Annotated in this window: 21 protein-coding genes; 10 read left to right on the forward strand and 11 right to left on the reverse strand. The window is 72.2% G+C overall.

Annotated features, from left to right (window positions below):
* Positions 1–60: 60 nt before the first annotated feature.
* The 4 genes from BJ993_RS07435 to BJ993_RS07450 form a co-directional block, all read right to left on the reverse strand.
* On the reverse strand, positions 61–699 hold the full coding sequence (locus BJ993_RS07435) for a hypothetical protein (protein ID WP_179648267.1): 639 nt from the start codon (positions 697–699) through the stop codon (positions 61–63).
* A 135-nt stretch (positions 700–834) separates the two neighbouring features.
* Entirely contained in the window at positions 835–1,410 is a 576-nt protein-coding gene (locus BJ993_RS07440; RefSeq protein WP_036549059.1) for a TIGR03086 family metal-binding protein, read from the reverse strand.
* 105 nt (positions 1,411–1,515) lie between these two features.
* Positions 1,516–1,950, reverse strand: a complete 435-nt coding sequence (locus BJ993_RS07445; RefSeq protein ID WP_179652067.1) for a nucleoside deaminase — start codon at positions 1,948–1,950, stop codon at positions 1,516–1,518.
* A 26-nt stretch (positions 1,951–1,976) separates the two neighbouring features.
* Positions 1,977–2,471: a tRNA adenosine deaminase-associated protein gene (locus BJ993_RS07450; protein WP_036549061.1), complete on the reverse strand. Its 495-nt coding sequence runs from the start codon at positions 2,469–2,471 to the stop codon at positions 1,977–1,979.
* Between the two features lie 94 nt (positions 2,472–2,565).
* Here BJ993_RS07450 and upp point away from each other — a divergent pair, with 94 nt between their 5' ends.
* From upp to BJ993_RS07470, 4 genes are all read left to right on the forward strand, one after another.
* Complete coding sequence (gene upp / locus BJ993_RS07455; RefSeq protein ID WP_036549063.1) at positions 2,566–3,210, forward strand: uracil phosphoribosyltransferase; 645 nt, start codon at positions 2,566–2,568, stop codon at positions 3,208–3,210.
* Between the two features lie 172 nt (positions 3,211–3,382).
* Positions 3,383–4,924, forward strand: coding sequence for a Re/Si-specific NAD(P)(+) transhydrogenase subunit alpha (locus tag BJ993_RS07460; RefSeq protein WP_179648268.1), 1,542 nt, complete (start codon positions 3,383–3,385; stop codon positions 4,922–4,924).
* A gap of 2 nt (positions 4,925–4,926) precedes the next feature.
* Positions 4,927–6,351 carry a Re/Si-specific NAD(P)(+) transhydrogenase subunit beta gene (pntB, locus tag BJ993_RS07465; protein ID WP_179648269.1) on the forward strand — a complete coding sequence of 475 codons (1,425 nt, stop codon included), beginning with the start codon at positions 4,927–4,929 and terminating at the stop codon, positions 6,349–6,351.
* Positions 6,352–6,469: 118 nt separating this feature from the next.
* Complete coding sequence (locus tag BJ993_RS07470) at positions 6,470–7,060, forward strand: adenylate kinase (RefSeq protein ID WP_036549071.1); 591 nt, start codon at positions 6,470–6,472, stop codon at positions 7,058–7,060.
* Here BJ993_RS07470 and thpR read toward each other — a convergent pair.
* Entirely contained in the window at positions 7,030–7,590 is a 561-nt protein-coding gene (gene thpR / locus BJ993_RS07475; protein WP_257026833.1) for an RNA 2',3'-cyclic phosphodiesterase, read from the reverse strand. The two genes, BJ993_RS07470 and thpR, sit on opposite strands and share 31 nt — an antisense overlap.
* Complete coding sequence (locus BJ993_RS07480; RefSeq protein ID WP_373366946.1) at positions 7,590–8,378, reverse strand: VIT1/CCC1 transporter family protein; 789 nt, start codon at positions 8,376–8,378, stop codon at positions 7,590–7,592. The genes thpR and BJ993_RS07480 overlap by 1 nt, the downstream gene beginning before the upstream one ends.
* 89 nt (positions 8,379–8,467) lie before the next feature.
* On the opposite strand from BJ993_RS07480, the gene BJ993_RS07485 reads away from it, so the two are divergent.
* Both BJ993_RS07485 and BJ993_RS07490 read left to right on the forward strand, forming a co-directional pair.
* Positions 8,468–8,968: a SigE family RNA polymerase sigma factor gene (locus BJ993_RS07485; protein ID WP_242530379.1), complete on the forward strand. Its 501-nt coding sequence runs from the start codon at positions 8,468–8,470 to the stop codon at positions 8,966–8,968.
* On the forward strand, positions 8,968–10,050 hold the full coding sequence (locus BJ993_RS07490; RefSeq protein ID WP_179648271.1) for a hypothetical protein: 1,083 nt from the start codon (positions 8,968–8,970) through the stop codon (positions 10,048–10,050). The genes BJ993_RS07485 and BJ993_RS07490 overlap by 1 nt, the downstream gene beginning before the upstream one ends.
* A 62-nt stretch (positions 10,051–10,112) precedes the next feature.
* On the opposite strand, the gene BJ993_RS07495 is transcribed toward BJ993_RS07490, so the two are convergent.
* Both BJ993_RS07495 and BJ993_RS07500 read right to left on the reverse strand, forming a co-directional pair.
* Positions 10,113–11,258 (reverse strand): acyl-CoA dehydrogenase family protein, encoded by a 1,146-nt coding sequence (locus BJ993_RS07495; RefSeq protein ID WP_036549077.1) that lies wholly within the window; start codon positions 11,256–11,258, stop codon positions 10,113–10,115.
* A gap of 86 nt (positions 11,259–11,344) precedes the next feature.
* Positions 11,345–12,880 carry an MDR family MFS transporter gene (locus BJ993_RS07500; RefSeq protein ID WP_257026834.1) on the reverse strand — a complete coding sequence of 512 codons (1,536 nt, stop codon included), beginning with the start codon at positions 12,878–12,880 and terminating at the stop codon, positions 11,345–11,347.
* Between BJ993_RS07500 and BJ993_RS07505 the strand changes: the two genes are divergently transcribed.
* The 3 genes from BJ993_RS07505 to BJ993_RS07515 all read left to right on the forward strand — a co-directional run bounded on the left by BJ993_RS07505 (position 12,879) and on the right by BJ993_RS07515 (position 15,499).
* A complete protein-coding gene (locus BJ993_RS07505) occupies positions 12,879–13,508 on the forward strand; it encodes a PadR family transcriptional regulator (protein ID WP_179648272.1) in 630 nt (209 codons plus the stop codon). The genes BJ993_RS07500 and BJ993_RS07505 overlap by 2 nt on opposite strands.
* Before the next feature lie 211 nt (positions 13,509–13,719).
* Complete coding sequence (locus BJ993_RS07510) at positions 13,720–14,745, forward strand: ATP-binding cassette domain-containing protein (RefSeq protein WP_179648273.1); 1,026 nt, start codon at positions 13,720–13,722, stop codon at positions 14,743–14,745.
* Between the two features lies 1 nt (position 14,746).
* On the forward strand, positions 14,747–15,499 hold the full coding sequence (locus BJ993_RS07515; protein WP_179648274.1) for an ABC transporter permease: 753 nt from the start codon (positions 14,747–14,749) through the stop codon (positions 15,497–15,499).
* Positions 15,500–15,871: 372 nt separating this feature from the next.
* On the opposite strand, the gene BJ993_RS07520 is transcribed toward BJ993_RS07515, so the two are convergent.
* On the reverse strand, positions 15,872–17,791 hold the full coding sequence (locus BJ993_RS07520; RefSeq protein WP_179648275.1) for a serine/threonine-protein kinase: 1,920 nt from the start codon (positions 17,789–17,791) through the stop codon (positions 15,872–15,874).
* A 336-nt stretch (positions 17,792–18,127) separates the two neighbouring features.
* Between BJ993_RS07520 and BJ993_RS07525 the strand changes: the two genes are divergently transcribed.
* Positions 18,128–20,299: a sensor histidine kinase gene (locus BJ993_RS07525; RefSeq protein WP_179648276.1), complete on the forward strand. Its 2,172-nt coding sequence runs from the start codon at positions 18,128–18,130 to the stop codon at positions 20,297–20,299.
* On the opposite strand, the gene BJ993_RS07530 is transcribed toward BJ993_RS07525, so the two are convergent.
* Together BJ993_RS07530 and BJ993_RS07535 are read right to left on the reverse strand one after the other, a co-directional pair.
* Positions 20,262–20,900, reverse strand: coding sequence for a response regulator (locus BJ993_RS07530; RefSeq protein WP_036549085.1), 639 nt, complete (start codon positions 20,898–20,900; stop codon positions 20,262–20,264). The genes BJ993_RS07525 and BJ993_RS07530 overlap by 38 nt on opposite strands.
* Positions 20,901–21,177: 277 nt before the next feature.
* The gene (locus tag BJ993_RS07535) at positions 21,178–23,334 is read right to left on the reverse strand and encodes an MMPL family transporter (RefSeq protein ID WP_179648277.1); all 2,157 of its coding nucleotides are present in this window, start codon (positions 23,332–23,334) and stop codon (positions 21,178–21,180) included.
* Positions 23,335–23,338: the final 4 nt, after the last annotated feature.

The raw sequence follows: 23,338 nt of genomic DNA on the forward strand, positions 1-23,338 counted from the left end.
GCCGCCCGCCCCCGACCAGTGGTCGAGGGCGGGCGGCCTCGCTGCTGCGGGGGGAGACCCTCAGTGGTTGGTGCTGCGCGGCACCGTGCGCGGGGCGAGGTACGTGACCGGACCGCTGCCGACCGGGGCGTAGGCGGCGTTGATGCTGCCGCCGTACAGGTAGCTGCCCGTGCTCGTCTCCCTCACCACCAGGGCGACGGTGTGCGTGCCCTTGGCCACCGGCACGGTGACGGTCGCCGACCCGTTGGCACCGTGGTTCTCGGAGTTCTCCGACGCGTACTGCAGGCGACGGTAGTTGCCGAGGTTGATGACCTTCCCGTCGATCTTGATCGAGTAGAAGAGCGAGCCGAGACCGGCCGTGCCGTTGAGGTCCTCGGCGTAGAGGTCGCCGGTCACCTGCAGGAAGCCCGCCTTGCTCACGGTCAGCGAACGACTCACGACGGGCGTCCAGGTCGACGACGTGAACGGTCCCGTCGCCGTCGAGACCTTGCCCCAGACGCGCGTCTCGTCGAGGACGTCGGTCGAGGTGAGGCTGTTGTCCTTGATGTCGACACCGGTGACGGTGCCGTTCTTGATCTGGGCACCGGTGATCAGGGCGCCGGCGACCGCGCCTCCGGTGCCGACGGCGAGCATGCCGAGGACCGCGAGGACCACGACGAGGGGAGAGAGGCCGGCGAACCGGCGTGAGGTGGTGGGCATGGGAGAACCTCCGGGAGGGGAGTGGGGGACGAAACGACATTCCTCCCTCACCCGCCACTCCGCCGCGGAACGGCGTTTTCTTTACCCGTCCGCCTGCGACTCCCGGCAGCGGCCCGGTGACCGACTCCGTCGCCCTCAGGCGCGGCGACCGAGCAGCGCCAGCAGCTCGACGAGCGGGGTCGCGCCCGCCGGCACCGGCAGCACCGGGCCGAAGGCAGGCCCCCGGCCCGCCGCCGCCTCGGGGGTCGAGAACGGCCGCGCGAAGGACAGGCACGCCTCGACGTCCGCGTCCGTCGCGTCGTAGGGCCGACCCAGGGCCGTCGCCAGGTCCCAGCCGTGGACGACGACCTCGTTGAGGGCCACCGCCGCCGCCACGTCACCGGGCAGGTCGACGCCGCCGGCCGCCGTCATCCCGTCGTACGCCGCCGGCTCGCGCCACGACTCTGCGAGCTCCTTCAGGTCGGCGGCGATCCGGTCGCGCCAGCCGGGCTCGAGGCGCGACGCGTCGCCGCTGCCGCCCTGCTCCGAGCCGGGGACCGGCTGCTTGCGCGCGGCGCCGGTGAAGGCGACGGCGAGGCCACCGACGTGGTCGACGAGGTCGCCGACGGAGTACTCCGGGCACGGGGTCCGCAGCGCCAGCTGCTCGTCGGTCACCGAGGCGACGAGGTCGGCCAGGGTCGAGGTGGCAGGTCCGAGATCGAGGGTCGTCATGTCCGGTACCGACCGGCTCCCGGGCCCGGACTCATCGGCCCCGGCACGGTAGTCCCTGACGAAAAGCACCGGAATCAGTCCCGTTCCGGTGCTTTTCGTCAGGGACTATCCCCGGTGGGCGGCGAAGAAGGCGTCCAGCAGCGCGGTCGACTCCTCGGCGAGGACCCCGGCGAGCACCTCGGGGCGGTGGTTGAGCCGACGGTCGCGTACGACGTCCCACAGCGACCCGACGGCACCCGCCTTCTCATCGAACGCGCCGAAGACGACGCGGTCGACCCGCGACAGCACGGCCGCGCCGGCGCACATCGTGCACGGCTCGAGGGTCACGACCAGGGTGCAGCCCGAGAGCCGCCACTCCCCCCGCGTGTACGCCGCCGCGCGCAGCGCGACGACCTCCGCGTGGCCGGTCGGGTCGCCGTCCTGCTCGCGGACGTTGCGCCCGGCGCCAATCACCCGGAGGTCCTCGTCGAGGACGACCGCGCCGATCGGGACGTCACCGAGGTCACCGGCGTCGCGGGCGTGCTGGAGCGCCTCCCGCATGCCGGGGAGCCAGGGGGTCTCCGCGCTCACGCGGAGGTGAGGCCGACGACGTCGTCGAAGAGCTCGCCGAAGCCCATGCCGCGGGCGATCTCGGACAGCATCTCGTCGGGGTAGAGCTCGTCGTCGTCGAGGACCTCGGCGAGGAACATCGCGTCGACGCCCAGGTCGCTGAGCAGCTCGAGGTCGCCGGCCGGCTCGGGGTCGTCCTCGTCGTCGACGGCGGGGAGGCCGAGGTGCTCGACGACCTCGGCGGCCAGCTCCCACTCGGAGGCGGCCGTGATGTCGGAGAGCATCACCCGGGTCTGCTGGCCGGAGACGCGGACCACCACGAAGAAGTCCTCCTCCACCGCGACCAGCCCGACGACACCGCCGTCGCCCGGGAAGCGACGCAGCGCCGAGACGAGGGTCTCGACGTCGGTCGCGTGGTCGGGGGTCAGCTCGGCGAGCTGCCAGACGCCCTCCTCGCGGTAGGCGGCAAGCGCGAAGTCGACCGATTCGGTGGCCGGGCCGGCTGCGGACATGCAGCAAGCGTGACACGGGAAGCCCCGTGGGGCCAGAGGAATTACGCCCGGTCACCGCCTCGAAGGGAAAGTCCGTCTCATCTAGGGTTCTGCCATGCGCACCCTGGTCGTGGACCACCCGCTCGTCGCCCACAAGCTGACCGTCCTCCGCGACAAGGAGACGGACTCCCCGACGTTCCGCTCGCTCGCGGACGAGCTGGTCACCCTGCTCGCCTACGAGGCGACGCGCGACGTGCGGGTCGAGGCCGCCGACATCGTCACCCCGGTGGCCCCGACGACGGGCATCCGGCTCGCGTCGCCCCGGCCCCTCGTCGTACCGATCCTCCGGGCGGGGCTCGGCATGCTCGACGGGATGATGCGGCTGCTGCCGACCGCCGAGGTGGGCTTCCTCGGCATGGTCCGCAACGAGGAGACGCTCGAGGCGGTGACCTACGCCGAGCGGCTGCCCGACGACCTGACCGGGCGCCAGTGCTACGTGCTCGACCCGATGCTCGCGACCGGCGGCACCCTCGCGGCGGCGATCCGCTTCCTCGTCGACCGGGGCGCCGACCACATCACCGCGGTCTGCCTGCTGGCTGCGCCGGAGGGCTGCGAGCGGCTGGAGGCGGAGCTCGCCGACCTCGACATCCCGGTCACGGTCGTGACCGCGGCGATGGACGAGCGCCTCAACGACAAGGGCTACATCGTCCCGGGCCTCGGCGACGCGGGCGACCGGCTCTACGGCATCGCCGCCGGCTGAGAGCTCCCGATTGGATCGATCACAGCGCGTCGAGCGCTGCACACGGTTGCACCGCATAGATGTACGTCACACATAAGACGGCGCCCGTGAACCCGTGAGCCCTGTGTAGTTTGACCAGCGCTGTGCCCGGACCCCGGGCACCCCACTGTGTCCACTGAACGCTGGAGGCTCGATGCTCATCGGCATCCCGCGCGAGTCGAAACCGGGCGAGACCCTGGTTGCGGCAACCGCCAAGACCGTATCCCAACTGACCAACCTCGGTTACGACGTCGTCGTCGAGTCCGGCGCCGGCGTCCACGCCGACCAGCCGGACAGCGCGTTCGTCGACGCTGGCGTCCGCGTCGGTACGACGGAGGAGGTGTGGGCCGCCGACGTCGTCGTCAAGGTCAACGCCCCCACCGACGAGGAGATCGGCCGCCTCCGGCAGGGCGCCACGATCATCTCGATGATGGCGCCGGGCCGCAGCCCCGAGCTGCTGGAGAGGCTCCAGGCGCAGGGTGTCACCGCCCTCGCGATGGACGCCGTCCCGCGGATCTCGCGCGCGCAGTCGATGGACGTGCTGTCCTCGATGGCCAATGTCGCCGGCTACCGCGCCGTCGTCGAGGCCGCGCACGAGTTCGGCCGCATGTTCACCGGCCAGGTGACCGCCGCCGGCAAGATCCCGCCGGCCCGCGTGTTCGTCGTGGGCGCCGGCGTCGCCGGCCTCGCCGCGATCGGTGCCGCGTCCGCGATGGGCGCCGTGGTGCGCGCGTTCGACGTGCGCCCCGAGGTCGCCGAGCAGGTCGAGTCGATGGGCGCGCAGTTCGTCGAGCTCGACCCCACGCTCTTCGCCGAGAAGTCCTCCGACGGCTACGCCAAGGAGATGACCGAGGAGCAGGTCGCCGCGACCGCCGCGATGTACGACGAGGAGGCGCGTGCGGCCGACATCGTCATCACCACCGCGCTGATCCCGGGACGCCCGGCCCCGTCGCTGCTCACCGCCGAGACCGTCGCCGGCATGCGCAACGGCTCGGTCATCGTCGACATGGCCGCGGCCAACGGCGGCAACGCCGCCGGCACGGTCGCCGACCAGAAGGTCGTCACCGACAACGGCGTGACCATCCTCGGCTACACCGACCTCGCCGGTCGCCTCGCCGCGCAGACCTCGCAGCTCTACGGCACGAACATCGTCAACCTGCTCAAGCTGCTGACCCCCGAGAAGGACGGCAACCTGGGCCTCGACTTCGAGGACGTCGTCCAGCGCGGCATCACCGTGGTCAAGGAGGGCGAGTCGACGTGGCCGCCGCCGGCCGTGCAGGTCTCGGCCGCGCCCGCTGCCGCTCCGGCCGCCGCCGCGCCCGTCAAGGAGGCCAAGCCTCCGATGTCGGCCGGCACGAAGGTCGGCCTGGTGCTCGGCGCGATCGGCCTGTTCTGGCTGGTGAACGCCCTGGCCCCGACCGACGAGCTGCGTCGCCACTTCACCGTGCTGATGCTGTCGATCGTCATCGGCTACTACGTCATCGGCAAGGTGGCGCACGCGCTGCACACGCCGCTGATGTCGGTCACCAACGCCATCTCCGGCGTGGTCGTGGTCGGTGCGCTCGTGCAGGTCGCCACCGACGACAAGCTGGTGCTCGGCATGTCCGTGGTCGCGATCCTGCTCGCCTCGATCAATGTCTTCGGTGGGTTCGCGGTCACGCGCCGCATGCTCGCGATGTTCAGCAAGGGAGCCTGACCATGAATATCGACTCCATCACCGGAGCGGCGTACATCGTCGCTGCCCTGCTGTTCATCCTGTCGCTGGCGGGCCTGTCCCGCCACGAGTCGGCCCGCAGCGGCCTGACCTTCGGCATCGTCGGCATGGCCGTCGCGCTCGTCGCGACGGTGGCCGGGGTCATCGACGTCAGCGAGTACGTCGACGACCAGGCCCTGGTCATCATCCTGATGCTGGCCGCGATCGCCGTCGGCGGCGCGATCGGCCTGTGGCGCGCGAAGATCGTCGAGATGACCGGCATGCCGGAGCTCATCGCGGCGCTCCACTCGTTCGTCGGCCTCGCGGCCGTGCTCATCGGCTGGAACGGCCACGTCCTCGGCTCGCACGAGTCGCTGGACAGCCTGGTCAACATCCACGAGGCCGAGGTCGCGATCGGCATCTTCATCGGCGCGGTCACCTTCACCGGCTCGATCGTCGCCAACCTGAAGCTGTCGGCGAAGATGAAGTCCGCGCCGCTGATGCTGCCGGGCAAGAACTTCATCAACGTCGGCTCGCTCGTCGTGTTCGCGATCCTGACCGCGGTCTACGTCTCGCTCGACACCCACGACAACACCTCGGCCGACATCCTGCTGGGCGTCCTGACGCTGCTGGCGCTGGCGCTCGGCTGGCACCTGGTCGCCTCGATCGGCGGCGGCGACATGCCCGTCGTCGTGTCGATGCTGAACTCGTACTCCGGCTGGGCCGCGGCCGCGTCGGGCTTCCTGCTCGGCAACGACCTGCTCATCGTCACCGGTGCGCTCGTCGGCTCCTCCGGTGCCTACCTGTCCTACATCATGTGCAAGGCGATGAACCGCTCGTTCATCTCCGTCATCGCCGGTGGCTTCGGCATCGAGGCGCCCGCCGGTGACGACAAGGACTACGGCGAGCACCGCGAGATCCAGGCCGACGCCGTCGCCGAGCTCCTCGCCGGCGCGTCGTCCGTCGTGATCACGCCGGGCTACGGCATGGCGGTCGCGCAGGCGCAGTACCCCGTCGCCGACCTGACCGCGAAGCTGCGGGCCAAGGGCATCGACGTCCGCTTCGGCATCCACCCCGTCGCGGGCCGACTCCCGGGCCACATGAACGTGCTGCTCGCCGAGGCCAAGCTGCCCTACGACATCGTGCTCGAGATGGACGAGATCAACGACGACTTCGCCGACACCGACGTCGTCCTCGTCATCGGTGCCAACGACACGGTCAACCCGGCCGCGTCCGAGGACCCGACCTCCCCGATCGCCGGCATGCCGGTGCTCGAGGTCTGGAACGCCAAGGACGTCATCGTCTTCAAGCGCTCCATGGCCGCCGGCTACGCCGGTGTCCAGAACCCGCTCTTCTTCCGCGAGAACAGCCAGATGCTGTTCGGTGACGCGAAGGACCGGGTCGAGGACATCGTCCGGGCCCTGGGGTGACGTTGGGCTGACGCCTTCCTGACAGCTGTACGACGAAGGGCCCGGATCCGCGAGGATCCGGGCCCTTCGTCCGTCCGGGGCAACGTGGGTGCAGCGTCGCGCGCCGTACGGTCCGGCCATGCGACTCCTCCTGATGGGCCCGCCCGGCGCGGGCAAGGGCACCCAGTCCGCCGCCCTCGCGGCTCGCTACGGCATCCCCGCGATCGCGACCGGCGACATCTTCCGCAGCCAGGTCGCCGAGCGGACCCCGCTCGGCGTCACCGCGCAGGGCTACATGGACCGCGGTGAGTACGTCCCCGACGAGGTCACCAACGCGATGGTCGCGGTACGGCTCGGGGCCGCCGACTGCGCGAGCGGCTTCCTGCTCGACGGCTACCCGCGCACCGCCGAGCAGGTCGTCGAGCTGGACGCGATGCTGGCTGCCTCCGGCGCCTCCCTCGACGCCGTCGTGGTGCTGGCGGTCGACACCGAGGAGCTCGTCGAGCGGCTGGTCCGCCGCGCCGGCCTCGAGGGCCGCACCGACGACACCGAGCCGGTCATCCGCCGCCGGCAGGAGGTGTACGCCGAGCAGACCGCCCCGCTCGTCGCCCTCTACGCCGCGCGCGGGCTGGTCCGCGAGGTCGACGGAACCGGGACGGTCGTCGACATCGCCGCCCGGATCGACGCCGCCCTCGGGGCTCAGAGCACGATCGAGGCGAGCGTCTCGTAGCGAGGCGTACGACGAGGACCCTCGCCGAGGTGCGAGGCGACCACCTCGACCGACGACAGCGCCCAGGTGGGGCCGGCGTAGGTGTCGAGCAGGCGCACCCAGCTGGTGAGCTCGGTCGGCCGACCACCGGTGCGGGCCACCGTGAGGTGCGGCCGGAAGCGCTGGCCGTCGACCTCGATCCCGCAGGAGACCGCCGCGTTGCGGGTCCGGACGGCGAGCCGCTCGAGCAGCTCGGCGTCGCCGGCCACGCCGGTGGCGAGCACCCGGCCCTCGCTGACGTTGGGGAAGACGACCGACCCCGCCAGGACCAGCTCGCCGGCCGAGACGTCGTCGAGCGACTCGGCCAGCCGGTCGACGTACTCGTCGACCTTGCGCTCGCCCGCGGACGGCATGAAGGCCAGGGTGAGGTGCATCTGCTCGGGGCGGGTCCACCGGAAGTCGGCGGCCGCCCGCCGCGGCTCGAGGAAGGCGTCGAGGTGGTAGACGGCCTCCTGCGGCGGCACCACGGCCGCGAAGACGCGCAGCGTCATCAGACCTGGGTGCCGACCAACTGGCCGATGCCGTAGGTCACCGCCATGGCGAGCAGGCCTCCGATGACGTTGCGCACGACCGCGGCCCGCGGCGGGCCGTAGCCGAAGCGCGCACTCGCCCATCCGGTGAGCGCCAACGCCGCCGCCACCGAGGCCACGGTGACGGCCACCCGCAGGTCCTGCGAGAAGAGCAGGATGGTCAACAGGGGCAGCAGCGCGCCGAGCGTGAAGGAGACCATCGACGCCCAGGCGGCGGTCCACGGGTTGGTGAGGTCGTCGGGATCGATGCCCAGCTCGACCTCGGCGTGCGCCGCGAGCGCGTCCTTCTCGGTCAGCTGCTTCGCGACCTCGAGCGCCAGGTCGGGCTCGAGGCCCTTGTCGACGTACAGCCCGGCCAGCTCGGCGAGCTCGTCCTCGGGGTCCTCGCGCAGCTCGCGCCGCTCCTTGGCGAGCAGAGCCTCCTCGGAGTCGCGCTGCGTGCTGACCGAGACGTACTCCCCCGCGGCCATGCTCATCGCCCCGGCTGCGAGCCCGGCGACACCGGCGATCAGGATCGCCGTCCGGTCGCTCGTGGCCCCGGCGACACCGAGCACGATGCCCGCGGTCGACACGATGCCGTCGTTGGCGCCCAGCACCCCCGCCCGCAGCCAGTTGAGCCGGTCGTTGAGACCCGTGCCGTGGGGCTCGTCCTCGTGGGGGCCGATCGCCTCCCCTGCCATCTCCGTGTCCGCGCTGCTCACAGCTCCATGATCCCCGATCAGCGGGTCCTCATGCGACCGCGATTCCACGGCGGGGCGGAAAGATGGGCAGCCATGTCGTCCCCAGGGGCGTCCCGTTCCGTCTCCACGGGCACAGGACGGAACACACAGGAGGTGTGGTGGGAGCACGCGAACGGCGCGACCGGGAGTTCACGGCCTATGTCGCCGAGCGGTCCGTGGACCTCAAGCGGACGGCGTACCTGCTGTGCGCCGACCCGCACCGGGCCGAGGACCTGGTGCAGACGGCCCTGACGAAGCTCTACGTCGCCTGGGACCGGATCGAGCGCCGCGGGGCCGTCGACGCCTACGCCCGCCAGATCCTCGTGCGCGCCGCCATCGACGAGAGCCGGCGGCCGTGGCGGCGCGAGGTCGTCACCGACCGGCCGCCCGAAGCGTCCGCGACGTCCCCCGAGTACGACGACGGGCTGGCCGCCGAGCTGGCCGCCCTGCCGCCACGCCAGCGCACCGCCGTGGTGCTGCGCTACTGGAACGACCTCTCCGTCGAGGAGACCGCGCGGCTCATGGGCTGCACCCCCAGCACCGTCAAGACCCAGGCCGCACGCGGGCTCGACCGGCTCCGGTCGCTGCTGGCCACCCCCACCGCCGAAGGAGGCTCCTGATGGACACCGAGCTGCGCCACCGCCTGGACCGGATGGCCGACGCGCCGGGCTTCGCCCCGGCCGACCCCACGACCGCGATCGCCGCCGGCGCCCGGGTCCGCCGGCGTCGCACCTTCACGACCGCGTTGAGCGCGGCGAGCGTGCTGGCCGTGCTCGGCCTCGGCACCGCCGCTGTCGTCACGTCGAGCAACGGCTCACCCTCGCTCGACTTCAGCGACCCCGGCACGCGCGCCGCGGCCGTGGGCGCGGGCGGTCCCGAGGACGGCTACCCCGACCTGGTCGTCGGGATCGTGGGCACGCCCGACGACGGCACGGTCAGCATCGAGGGATTCGGCTGGCCGCTGGCGGACCAGCCGGTGGTGAGCAGCCCCGCCGGGCAGGTGTCCTTCGCCGACATCGACAAGGTCGACGCCGAGTCGATGTGCCTGCCGATGCTGAACCAGGCCGCGCCCGGGGTCCCGGACGCCGCGTGGCACCACTCGGGGGCGTGGATCGACGGCTTCCCCACACGTGCCGGGCTGATCACGGTCTTCGAGGCGGACTTCGACGGGACGACGTACGACGCGTCCTGCACCCTGCCCGGCGACGCCGTGACCGAGCGTCGGCCGGACCTGGACCGGTTGCCGTCGTCCCCGGCCGGAGTGCTCCGCCAGTGCGGCTACCTGGCCCACGTCGACCTGCGGTCGTGGCAGGTGGTCGCCGAGACCACCCGCGGCGGCACCCTGGCGGCCGCGCTGGTCGCTCCCGACGGCACCTTCGGGCGCTGCATCCTCTCGACCGACCGCCGTCAGCGCCTGGTGCAGCTGTCGAAGCGGAGGGACGACGTCGTGCTCTACACCGACTCGCCCACCGCGCTGACCCTGGTCGGGCGGACCGACCCGTCCGTCGTACGACTGCAGGTGGCGACGCCGGCCGGTGACGTGGACGTCCCGGTCGTGGCCGGGACCTATGCCGCCGTGCTCCCCTCCGGCGAGCCCACGTCGGTCACCGCGTACGACGCCGGCGGCACCGCGACGGAGGTCCCGCTGGTGGCGCCGACGCTCTGCTTCACCTCGATCGAGACCGAGAACGACGGCTGCTGAGAAGCACGGACCGGCCGCCTCCCGAGGGAGACGGCCGGTCCGGAGCAGGTGCCAGCAGGGGCTCAGAGGCCGAGGTCGCGGCCGATGAGCTCCTTCATGATCTCGTTGGAGCCGGCCCAGATCTTCGTGACGCGGGCGTCGCGCCACGCGCGGGCGACGCGGTACTCGTTCATGAAGCCGTAGCCACCGTGGATCTGCACGCAGTGGTCGAGGACCTCCGACTGGACCTGCGAGGAGTACCACTTGGCCTTGGCGGCGTCGATCGCGGTCAGCGTCTTCTGCGAGTGGTTGAGGACGCACTTGTCGATGTACGCCTCGGCCGCCTCGATCCGGGTGACCAGGTCGGCCAGCAGGAACTTGTTGTGCTGGAAGGTGCCGATCGGGACACCGAACGCCTGGCGCTCCTTGGCGTACTCGATCGTCTCGAGCAGGATCTGCTTGGCGTGCGCGACATTCGCCACCGCGCAGCCGAGGCGCTCCTGCGGCAGCTTCTGCATCATGTGGATGAAGCCCATGTTGAGCTCGCCGATGATCTCGGCGTCGGTGACCCGCACGTTCTCGAAGAACAGCTCGGCGGTGTCGGACTCCTCCATGCCGACCTTGTCGAGCTTGCGGCCGCGCGAGAAGCCCTCCATGGTCGCCTCGATGCCGAACAGGGTGATGCCCTTGGGGCCCTTCTCCGGGTCGGTGCGCACGGCGGTGACGAACAGGTCGCCGGAGTAGCCGTTGGTGATGAAGGTCTTCGAGCCGTTGATGATCCACGAGTCGCCGTCGCGGACCGCGGTGGTCTTCAGCGCCGCGAGGTCCGAGCCGCCGGACGGCTCGGTCATGCCGATGCCGAGCACGATCTCGCCGGACGCGACGCCCGGGAGCCAGCGCTGCTTCTGCTCCTCGGTGCCCAGCTCGACGATGTACGGCGCCGTGATGTCGGCGTGGATGCCGTGGCAGGTCGGGTACGCCGCACCGACCTTCGCGAGCTCCTCCTGCAGCACCGCGTTGAACCGGAAGTCGCCGGCGTCCGAGCCGCCGTACTCCTCGGGGATGCACAGGCCCAGCAGGCCCTGCTTGCCCGCCTCGAGCCAGAACTCGCGCGGGAGCGCCTTCGCGGCGATGTACTCGTCGGTGTGCGGCAGCACGGACCGGTCCACGAACTCCTTGACGGATGCGCGGAATGCCTCGTGGTCCTCGTCGTAGATCTCACGCTTCATGGGCGCGATCCTACTCGCGAGTCACATGTGCGGTCGTTGTCGTCGCGCACAAGAAAACCCGCCCGCGCATTGGTCGCGGGGACCGCTCACTCCGAGGCCGGCTCGAACCTGTTCGGCATCACCAGGCCGGCCACGACCAGGGCCAGCGAGGCCAGCAGGACGCCCACGAAGACCGCGTGCAGGGCGGGGTCGAGCACGGCGACCGGGAGCGCCTCCAGGTCCACCTCGCCCGCCGCGCGCCCACCGCCGACGCGGCTGGCGACGACGCCGTTGGCGACGGCACCGAAGACCGCGACGCCGACGGCGCTGCCCACCGAGCGGGCGAACATGTTGGTGCCGGTGGCGACCCCGCGGTTGCGCCACGCGACGGCCGACTGGGCGGCCACGATGCCCGGGCTGGCGACGTACCCCAGGCCCAGGCCGAGCACCAGGCAGCCGAGCGCGAGCAGCCACACCGGGCTGTCGGGTCCGACGAGCGCGACGATGCCGGTGCCGGCCAGGCCGAAGACGGAGCCCGCGAGCAGGCACGGCCGGAAGCCCCAGCGCACGTAGACGCGGCCGGCGGTGCTGGCGGCGATCGGCCAGCCGATCGCGAGCGCGGCGACGGCGAGACCGGCGACGATGGCGCCGGCCCCGAGGACGCGCTGGGCGTAGACGGGGACGTAGGAGGTGACGCCGAGCATCACCATGCCGACGACGAAGGCGCCGATGGTCGCAGCGTTCAGGACTCGGTCGCGGAAGACCCAGAGCGGAAGGACGGGGTCGGCGACGCGCCGCTCGACGGCGATGAAGGCGCCGAGCAGGACGGCGGCGGAGGCGAAGATCGCGACGCCGGCGGGCGACCACCACGCCCAGCGGATGCCGCCCTCCAACAGCCCGAGCAGCACCAGCACCGCAGCGGCGGCGAGCAGCACGGCCCCGGCGACGTCGATCGGGCGCCGCTCGGAACGGGCCTCGGCGGCCGCCGTCTCGTGGAACCGGCGCGCGAGCACGACCGCGGCCAGCGCGCCGAGCGGCACGTTGATCCAGAAGATCCAGCGCCACGAGAGGTGCTCGGAGAAGACCCCGCCGAGGGTCGGGCCGACGACGGCGGCGGTCGCCCAGACCCCGGCGACATAGCTCTGCGCGACGGCGCGCTCGGCCACCGAGTAGATGTCGCCCATGATCGTGACGCCCGCCGGCTGGATCGCACCCGCGCCGAGTCCCTGGACGGCCCGGAAGACGATCAGCGCGGTCATGCTCCACGACAGCGCGCACAGCACCGACCCCAGCACGAAGAGCCCGATCCCGAGCAGCATCAGCGGCTTGCGCCCGAAGACGTCGGCGAGCTTGCCGTAGATCGGGGTGGTGACGGCCTGCGCGAGGAGGTACGTCGAGAACAGCCACGGGAACTGCGTGAACCCGCCGAGGTCCTCGACGACCGCGGGCACCGCGGTGGCCAGGATCGTGGTGTCGATCGCGACCAACGCGGTGCTCAGCATGACCGAGGCGAGGATCGGACCCCGGTCGCTGCGCAGACCGACGCTCGCCCGGGTCACGGGAGCGGCGGTGGAGGACGTCACGACCAGCCGCAACCCACGACCGACGGTGACCATTCCCGCCCGCTCATAGAATCCGGCCATGGCCTCCACCGACACCCGCATGCTGCTGCTGGGTGCGGTCGCGCTCTTCGAGCCGGTCAACGGCTACCAGATCCGCCGCGAGCTGCTCTCGTGGAGCGTCGACGACTGGGCCAACCTCAACCCGGGCTCGATCTACAACGGCCTCGCGACGCTCACCCGCCAGGGCCAGCTGGTGCGCCACGACCTGGCCGACGGCGGCCGCGACGTCGCCGTCTACGAGATCTCCGACGAGGGACGCCTCGAGCTGGAGCGACTGGTCACCGCCGGCCTCGAGGAGGTCAGCGTCGCGGACCGGAAGGGCTTCAGCGCCGCCTTCGGCCTGCTGCCCCTGGTCCCGCCGGACCGTGCCCTGCGCTCCCTGGTACGACGCCGGGTGGCCCTCGAGGAGGTCGTCGCCCGCCTCGCCCAGCCCCCGGCACCCGACGCGGCGCCGCCGCACGCCCTGCGCGGCGTGGCGCTCTGGCTCGACCTCGCCGTGGCCGAGCTGGCGTGGCTGCGGGAGACGATCGAGGAGATGAGGGCCGGCCGGCTGCAGCTGGACGCGACGACGTGGACGCCGCCCGCGGACGACCCGGGCTGGCAGATGAACGCCGACCGCGAGCGCTACCGGGCCCTGCTCGGACGCTGATCGTCCGGGGGCCGGCCGGGTGGTGCGGTTCACCAACCGAATTCGTCGTCGCGCGCCGACGTACACGACAAATTCGGTTGGTGAACCGCAAAACCCGGTGACGATGAGTCCGGCCGCGTGGTGCGGTCGTACCCGGGGGCGACGTGTTGACAGCGAGGTGTTCAAGTTTGAATACTCGGATTGTTCAACCTTGACTACGAGGGGATCGACGATGATCGAAGCACGAGGACTCGTGCAGACCTTCCACACCGGGCAGGGCAAGCAGAAGCGGGAGGTGCACGCCGTCCGCGGTGTCGATCTCGACGTCGCGGAGGGCGAGGTCGTCGGCTTCCTCGGCCCGAACGGTGCCGGCAAGACCACGACCCTGCGGATGCTGACCACCCTGCTCACGCCGACGGCCGGGACCGCACGCGTCGCCGGGTACGACGTCGCGACCCGCCCCGTCGACGTACGGCGCAGCATCGGGTACTGCTCCCAGGTCGGCTCGACGTTCTCCGGCGCCTACGCCGGGGACGAGGTCGTCGACCACGGGATGCTCTACGGGATGTCGAAGAAGGCGGCCGTCGCCAAGGGCGAGGAGCTCTTCGACAAGCTGCAGCTCGAGGGGCTGTGGCGGCGGATGCCGAAGAACATGTCGGGCGGCCAGAAGCGACGCCTCGACATCGCGATGGCCCTCATCCACTCGCCGTCGCTCGTCTTCCTCGACGAGCCCACCACCGGCCTCGACCCGCAGGCGCGGATCAACCTGTGGCAGCACATCGCCGACCTGCGGGCGAAGGAGGGCGCGACCGTCTTCCTCACGACCCACTACCTCGACGAGGCCGACGCGCTGGCCGACCGGATCGTCATCATCGACCAGGGGACGATCGTCGCCAGCGACACGGCCGACAACCTCAAGGCGGCCGTCGCCGGCGACCTGGTCGACCTCGAGGTGAGCACCGACGAGCAGGTGGCGATCGCGCGCGACAAGCTCGCCACGATCAGTGGCGAGGTCGAGGTCGACGGCCACCACGTCCGCGGCCGGGTCGCCCGCGCAGGCAAGGCCGTGCCCGGCCTGCTGCGCGACCTCGACACCTCCGGCGTCGCGCTCGAGTCGATCGAGGTCGTCCGGCCCACGCTCGACGACGTCTTCCTGACCCTCACCGGCCGCTCGCTGCGCGACGCCGAGGCGGCCGCCGACGCCGCGGACGCAGCCGGCGCGGCCGGCGCCACCGAGCCCGCCCCCGAAGGAGCCTGACATGACGACCTTCCTCCGCGAGTCGTGGATCGTGTTCAACCGCCAGCTGCGGATGAACCTGCGCAATCCCGCTTGGGTCATCATCGGCATGCTGCAGCCGGTGCTCTACCTGCTGCTGTTCGGGCCGCTGCTCAAGCCGGTCATCGAGCAGCTCGGCGGCAACCAGTACACGTGGTTCGTGCCCGGCATGCTGGTCCAGCTCGGCATCTTCGGCGCCTTCTTCGCGGGCTTCTCCCTGATCGGCGAGTGGCGCGAGGGCGTCATCGAGGCCGAGCGGGTCACCCCGGCCCACCGCTCGGCCCTCCTCTTCGGGCGGCTCTACCGCGACCTGCTGCAGCTCTTCGTGCAGGCGGTGATCCTCGTCGTACTCGGCCTCGTGCTCGGGATGGACACCTCGGTCGGCGGCATCGTCGTCGGCGTCGTACTGACCCTGCTGCTCGGCGGCGCCTGTGCCGCGGCGTCCAACGCGCTGGCGCTGACCACGAAGAGCGAGGACGTGATGGCGCCCATCATCAACGTCGTGATGATGCCGGTGCTGCTGCTCAGCGGCATCCTGCTCCCGATGAGCTTCGGCGCCGGCTGGCTCGAGCGACTCAGCGACTTCATGCCGATCAAGCACGTCGTCGACGCGGTCCGCGCGTCCTTCTTCGGCGACTTCGACAGCTCGATGCTGTGGGGCGTCGGCTGGACGTTCGTGCTCTTCGGCCTGGCGGTCTGGTGGGGGACGGCGGTCTTCAAGAAGGAGAACGCCTGAGGGTCGGCGCCGGTGGCGCGCGGCGGAGGTGCGCGGCGGTGGTGCGCGGCGGTGGTGCGCGGCGGTGGTGCGCGGCGGTGTCCGGACGTCATACGAAACGGTCGTCCCGGCGCTCGACTCGTATGACGCAAACCCACCCGGGCCGCCGCCGCCGCGGGACGTCATACGAAACGGTCGCCCCGACGCTCGACTCGTATGACGCAAACCCACCCCGGCCGCCGCCACCGCCGGACGTCATACGAAACGGTCGCCCCGACGCTCGACTCGTATGACGCAAACCCACCCCGGCCGCCGCCACCGCCGGACGTCATACGAAACGGTCGCCCCGACGCTCCCTTCGTATGACGCAAACCGCGAGCGGCTCACCGGGAGTCACTCGGAGGGCGCCCCCGACGGCGACTCCTCGGCGCCGGGCAGGGCGCCGAGGCCCTTCTCGATGGTGTCGAGGTACTCCTGCAGCGGGAAGACGTCGCCGTCCGCGGGCTTCTCGATCGTCACGTCCTTGTCGAAGTCCGAGAACTCGAAGTGGTCGACGTCGCTCTCCTCGATCCGCATCAGGTAGTGCGGCTCGTCGATCCGGACGTCGAGCACCTCCCGCTGCGAGCCTTCCTTCTGCTCGATCCGGACGGTCTTCTCCCCGCCGACGGAGCTCTGGCCGACCTCGGTGGCGGTGGCGTCCTCGCGACCGTCGCGCTCGAGGAACTCGTCGAGGTCGCAGAAGGCCTCGGTGCTCTCCAGCAGGCTGTTCTCGGCCACCCACTTGTCACCGATGACGCCGAGGATGAGCGTGGTGGTGGTCGGGTCGCTGGTGCTGGCGTTCCAGAACGCCCGGTCGGCGCGGAGGTAGACGGTCTCGTCGACCCGGAGGATCTCGGCGGTGCCGCCGGACGACGCGGACTTCATCGTGCCCCGGCAGTCGCCGCTGGTCGTGGCGGTGACGTCGACGGTGATCGTGTCGCCGCCGTCCGCGAACTGGCCGCGGATGCGGGCGTTGCGGACCACCGACATGTCCTTCTCGGCGGCCTGCAGGATCTCCTTCGGCTGCAGGGCGAGGAAGTCGTCGCCACCCTTCCCGCCGGGGTCGTCGTCCCCGCCGGTCAGCAGGGCAGCGGCGATGCCGCCGGCCAGGGCGACCGTGGCGGCGACGCCGCCGGCGATCCACCACGTCCGCCCCCGGCGGGTACGACGGGGGGTCGGCGTCGAGCTCAGCCACGCCGGCGGCGCCGGGGACGGGTCGGGTGACGGCGTGGGCCGCGGGACCGAGGGCGGCCGCGGGGGTGTCGTGGCGCCCGGAGCCGGAGGAGCCGGCGGGGCGGGAGGGGCCGGGGTGGGTGCCGGGCGCGCGCCGGTCGGCCGCACCGCCGGCCGCACCGCCGGCCGCACCGCCGGCCGCAACGCAGTCGCACCCTTGCCCTCGGGCACGGCGGCCCCGGGCGTGACGGGGAGCCGCAGGGCGGCCTGCAGGTCGCTGCCCATCTCGGCCGCGGACTGGTAGCGCTCGGCGGGCTCCTTCGCCATGGCGGTGCGCAGGATCCGGTTGGTCGCGTGGACCATCGCGCTGTCGCCCTCGAGCTGCGGCACCGGCTCGCGCACGTGGGCGGCGATCAGCTGGAACTCCGACATCCCCTGGTACGGCGGCGTGCCGGTCAGGGCCACCCAGAGCACGCACCCGAGGGCGTAGATGTCCGTCGACGGGCCCGCCTTCGCGCCACCGTGCAGCTCGGGCGCCATGTAGGAGGGGGTGCCGGCGGTCGTCGTACTGAACCTCGTGGCGTCGGCGTTCATCCGCCGGGCGATGCCGAAGTCGGCGAGATAGGCGCGGATCGAGCCGGGGCGGCGGCGGACCAGGACGTTGCCCGGCTTGATGTCGCGGTGCACCAGTCCGGCGTCGTGCGCGTCGGCGAGGCCGCTCGCGACCTGCTCGATCACCTCGAGGGCCTCGACGAGCGTGGGCGGACCCTCGTCACGGATCATCTGGCCCAGGTCGCCGCCGGGGATCAGCTGGCTGGCGATGTAGAGGTAGCCGTCCTCCTCGCCGTGGGCGTAGACGGTGACGACGTGCGCCGACTCCAGCGACGCCTGGGCGCGGGCCTCGCGGGTGAACCGCTCGCGGAACTCCGGGTCGTGCGCGAAGAGGGGCGCGATGACCTTGAGCGCGATCTCGCGGCCGAGGTTCTCCTCGCGGGCGCGGAAGACCACGCCCATGCCGCCCTGGCCGAGCTGCTCGAGCAGCAGGAACCGGCCGACCCGCGTGCCGGGCGCGGGTTCGGGCGGCGGGGACGAGGGGGGCACACCCCGTTTCTACCGGACGCAGGCGCCGGAGACATGACCCGGACGCACCGGTCTCGTATCCGGACCTCCCGCGGAGGGGGAGGAGCGGAGCCGAGAGGAGAGGAGCGCCGCACCCGGCCGGTGTGCCGAGACCCCCAGGACCGGTCCCCGGTCAGTGTCCTCCGTCCGCGGCGGAACGGAGCGGAGCGGCGCGCCTCTCGCTGGACCACTTCCCCCACGGTGCGGTCCACCACCAATCCTTCCGGCCGCGAGCAGGGCGCCGAAACCAGAGGAATGGAGGACATCAGTCCAGTGGAACGGCCGCGGGGCCGGGCAAATCGCCCTAACCTCCGAGGAATGGGGGCTCATCGGCTGTCCGGGCGCTCGTTCGGCGCCTCGGTCGAGCGCGGCCTCAACCTGTCCATCGGCATGGTGATCCTGGCCAAGACGCTGGTGTTCGCGGTCCAGTTCGCAGCCATGGACAGCTTTGACCCGGTCGAGGTGAGCTCGGCGGCGGCGATCATCATGTGCGTCGGGACGGTGGCGCTGCGCTGCCTCGGTCGCGGACCGTCCGGCTTCGACGTCCTCCTGTGCACGGTCGCCCTCGTCGTCGGCGCGTGGATGCCCCGCGACAGCGTGCCGGTGGCCGGTGCCGCGGACTCCCCCATCGTCCACCTCGTCGAGCCGATGCTGGTCGTGATCGCCGTCCGGCGCCAACGGGCCGTTCCCGCGATGCTCCTCATCGCCGCGCTCTTCGTCACCCTGCGCTGGGAGAGCGCCGGCAGCACCGACGGGCTGGTCTTCGGGCTGCAGGAGGCCGTGCTGATCTGCGGTACGGCGTTCGCCGCGCTCTACCTCGTCACCCAGATGCGCCGCGCGTCGGCCCGCGCCGAGGCGCTGATCGCGAGCCACCGCGAGGTCCACCGCGCCCACCTGTCGGCGGCCGAGGTCGAGACGACCGCCTTCCTCCACGACGACCTCGTGCCGACCCTCCTCGCCGTCGGCAGCATCCCCGGCGCGGCCGAGACGCGAAGCGCCGCGGGATCGGCGCTCGCCCGGCTGGCCGGGCCCGCGCACGGGGAGGACGCCGCCGACGTCGCGACGGCGCTGCGCTCGGCGGCCGCGCGGGAGATGCTCGACGTCGACCTCGTCGTCCGCGGGCCCCGCACCCACCTGCCGGAGGCCGTGCGCGAGGCGATGGTCGGCGCGGCCGTCGAGGCGCTGCGCAACGTGTCGCGCCACAGCGGTCAGCGGCACGCCACCGTGACCCTGGTACGACGCCCGACGGCCCTGAGGATCCGGGTCGAGGACCACGGCGCCGGCTTCGCCGGGACGCCCGGTGTCGGCATCCGGGTCGCCATCGTCGGCCGGATGGAGTCGATCGGCGCGACGGCGCGGATCACCGGCACCCCCGGCGCCGGCACGGTCGTCGAGCTCGTGTGGCGCGGTCGCCTGGTGAGCCGGCTGCTGGGCATGGCGCCCGAGCACGACCGGCTGATCCGGGCCGCCGTCGTCGACCCGGGCCGGGTGGCGCTGCGCGCGGTCGCGATCCTCGCCGCCGGCTACCTCGCGACCGCTGCCCTGCTGACGATCGACGTCCCCCTCCAGCCGTGGTCCTACGGCGGGGCCGCGGTGATCGCGGTCGTGGTGGTGCTGCTGACCCGGGCGATGAGCCGCGGACCGTTGCACCCGGCGGCGTTGCTGCTCGTGGGCGGCGTGCCGGCCGTCGTACTCCTGGTGGCGCTGCCGAGCGTCTCGGCCGACGGCCTCGGCGGCACGGAGTCGTGGCTGATCGAGTTCAGCGCGCTGCCGGCGCTCGCCACCGCATGGGTCATCTCGGTGCGGATGGTGCTGCTCCTGCTCGTGCCGAACGCGGTGGTGATCACGCTCGTCGCGCTCGACAAGGGCGCCACGGCCGTCGACCTGCCCCACATCCTGTTCGTCCAGCCGCTCAACGCGCTCTTCGTCGCGGTCATCGTCGCCGTGTGCCGGCGGGCGGGCCGGGTGCTGACCGAGCCGGAGGCGAGCCAGTCCACCGCGTGGGCCCGGGCGGTGCGGGTCGCCCTCGGGCCGACCCTGCGCCCGGTCGTGGCGGCGCTGCGCAGCGTCGGCGACGACACCGCCGCGCCCGGCCCCGGGCCCGGCCTGCTGGCCCAGGCCGTGCGGGACTGCCTCTACCTGCCCGGCCCCGAGCACGAGGCGCTGCGGGCCGAGCTGGACGCGCTGCGGCGTACCGGCGCCCAGGTCGACACCATCCTCCCCGAGCCGCCGCCGGCAACGCGGACCCTGGCCGCGGCCCTGGGAGCGGTACGACGGTTCGGGCCCAGCCACGTGACGGTCTCCGGCAACGCCGACGAGGCCACCGTGGTGATCGTGCCGGGGCCACCGCCCGAGGTCGTGGAGCGGCTCCCCCGTCAGCTGCCGGTGGCGTGGCAGGTGGACGCCGACCCGGAGGCGTGCGTGATCACCGGCCCGCCGGACCTGGCCACCCTCATTCGTCGAGGTGACCCTCAGCCCGCGCCCGGCTGATCAGCCCGTGCACGTTGCCGATGTCGACGCCGCCCTCGCGGTAGGCGCGGGCGGCACGGGAGAGGTGCTCGCGCACGGTGACCTCGCTGATGCCCAGCTGGCGGGCGACGAGGCGGTAGGGGAGGCCGGTACTGACGGCCCGGAGGATCTCGATCTGCCGCTCGGACAGGCGGGTCGCCAGGGAGGCGTCGGTGAGCAGCGCGGCGGCGACCTGGCCGGAGCAGGCGAGCTCCCCGGCGAGGGCGTCGCGGATCGACTGCGCGATCCGCTCGGCGGGGTCGACCTTGAGCACGAGACCGGCGGCGCCGGCGGCGATCGCACGGCGGACCGGGACCGGCTTCTCCTCGGCGGTGAACAGCAGCACCACGATCCCGAGCGCGGTCAGCCGGGCCACGGCCTCCTCGGCCGGCGGCTGCTCGGGCATGTGCAGGTCGAGCAGCACCACGTCGAGGCCGTCGGGCGCCGCCTCGAGCAGCGCGTCGACCGAGTCGGCGATCGCGACCAGGTGGAGGTCGGGCGCCGTCTGCGTGAGGGCAGCACCGACCCCGGCAAGCACCACCGGGTGGTTGTCGATCGCGCCGACCCTGATGAACGGCCCCATGGGGACAGTATGGGGACGTCCAGGGCCCGATCCGGGCGGAATTCCCAGATCTGTCATCGTCCCGGCCGGGAGCGGGCTGAACCGGCCCGTCGTCGCGAGCGGCGTGAGGCGCGTCCGATGGCAAGGCGCCGGCGCGAACGCATGCTGGACGCACGTGGAGGGTCGGCAACGCAGCCAGCGGGCGCGCATCGCGCCGCGCAGCAGGCGGGACGGTTCAGCCCGCTCCCGGGGCCCGTGGGTGGACGGGCCCCGGCCGGAGTCCGGGTGACCGGGCAGGTCAGACGCCGGCGGGCACCTTCGCGGGCTCGGCCGCCGGGTCGTCGTACTCCTCGCGGAAGCCGTGGCGCTCCCACCAGCGGGCCATCGGGGCGGGCGCCCACCAGTTCCAACGGCCCAGCAGCTTCATCGTCGCCGGCACGAGCAGGGCCCGCACGACCGTGGCGTCGACGAGGATCGCGACCAGCATCCCGAGGCCGAGCATCTTCATGAAGACGACGCCACTGAGGCTGAACGCCCCGATCACGACGGCCAGCAGGAGGGCCGCGCTGGTGATGATCCGGCCGGTCTTCTGCACGCCGGTCTGGACGGCGCGGTCGTTGTCGCCGGTGGCGTCCCACTGCTCGCGGACGCGCGAGAGCAGGAAGACCTCGTAGTCCATCGAGAGGCCGAAGAGCACGGCCAGCATGACGATCGGGTTGGTCAGGTCGAGGAAGCCCTGCGGCGTGAACCCGAGCAGGTCGGCGAGGTGCCCGTCGCTGAAGATCCAGGTGACCACGCCGAAGGACGCGGTGATCGAGAAGGCGTTCATCAGCACGGCCTTGAGGGGCAGCACCACCGAGCCGAAGGCGAGGAAGAGCAGCACCAGCATCACGCTGATCACGATCAGGCCCATCAGCGGCAGGTGGTCGCCGACGGACTCGGCCAGGTCGACGGTGTCCGCGGTCAGGCCGCCGACGAGCGCCTCCGAGCCGGCCGGGCTGTCGACGGCCCGCAGGTCGCGGACCACCTGCTGCGACTGCTCGGTCTGGCTGTTGCCCCGCCACGCGACCCGCAGCAGCGTGGTGTCGCCCTCGACCTCCACGGGACGGACGTCGACGACCCCGGGCACCGCGCCCAGCTCCTTCGTGTACGACGCCAGGCCGGCCTCGTCCGCGCCGGTCACCAGCACGTTGGCGGTGGAGCGCTCGGCCCCGAACTCGGAGTTGAGCCGCTCCGCGGCCATGTGCGAAGGGGTGTCGTCGGGCAGGACGCGGTAGTCGACGCTGCCCCACTTCACGCCGAGGAACGGCGAGGCGACGACGAGCAGCACGGCGACCACGCCGACGGCCACGAGGACCGGGCGGCGCATGACCGCGGCGGCGAGCCGGGCCCACGCGCCGTGGTCGGTCTCGACGGCCGCACTGCGCTGCAGGAACGGGATCCGGCCGGCGTCGATGCGGGTGCCGAGCAGGGCCAGCGCGGCCGGGAGGACGGTGAGGGCGGCGACCATCGCGATCAGGACCGCCGCGATGCCGCCGTACCCGATGGACTTGAGGAAGGTCTGCGGGAAGACGAGCAGCGAGCTCATCGCCGCGGCCACGGTGAGCGCCGAGAAGGCGACGGTGCGACCCGCGGTCGCCATCGTGCGCACGAGCGCCTGGCGGGTGTCACCCGGGGTGCGGGCGATCTCCTCGCGGAAGCGGGAGACCACGAAGAGCGCGTAGTCGATCGCGAGGCCCAGCCCCAGCAGGGTGATGATGTTGGGCGCGAAGATCGAGACGTCGACCACCTCGTTGAGGCCGGCGATCGTCGCCCGGGCGCCGAGCACCGCGACCGCGCCGACCAGCAGCGGCATCAGGGCCGCGACCACGCTGCGGAAGATGATCAGCGACAGCAGCAGCACGATCGGCATCGAGACGAGCTCGGCGCGCAGCAGGTCGGACTTGGTCTCCTCGTTGACGTCGCTGTAGACGGCGTACGGCCCGGCGAAGGCCACGTCGAGCGAGCTGGTCTCCACGACCGGCCGCAGCTCGTCGTAGGAGTCGATGAAGTCGTTCTGGGTCTCTCCGGCCAGGGACACGTAGACGGCGGTGGCGTGCCGGTCCTTGCTGACCATGGCGGGGTCCTCGACGTCGTACCAGGTGAGCACGGAGACGACGGTGTCGGCGGGGATGGCGTCGACGGTCCGCTCCACCTCCCTCTCGAAGCCGGGGTCGCCGACCGTCGCGTCGTCGCTGGAGAAGAGGATGATCGCGTCGATCGAGCGGTTGCCGAAGGTGTCCCGCTCGAGCGAGAGCTCGCGCGAGGACTCCGTGCCGGGGTCGTCGAAGCCGCCGGCCGAGAGCTTGTCCTCCAGGCCGATGCCGGCGATCGCGGCGGCGGCCGTGATGCCGAGCCCGACCAGCAGGACGACGACCGCCCGTCGTACCACCAGGGCGCCCCATCGCTCGATCATGACG

The organism is Nocardioides aromaticivorans, assembly GCF_013408525.1.
In the GTDB taxonomy this organism is placed as follows: Bacteria; Actinomycetota; Actinomycetes; order Propionibacteriales; family Nocardioidaceae; genus Nocardioides; species Nocardioides aromaticivorans.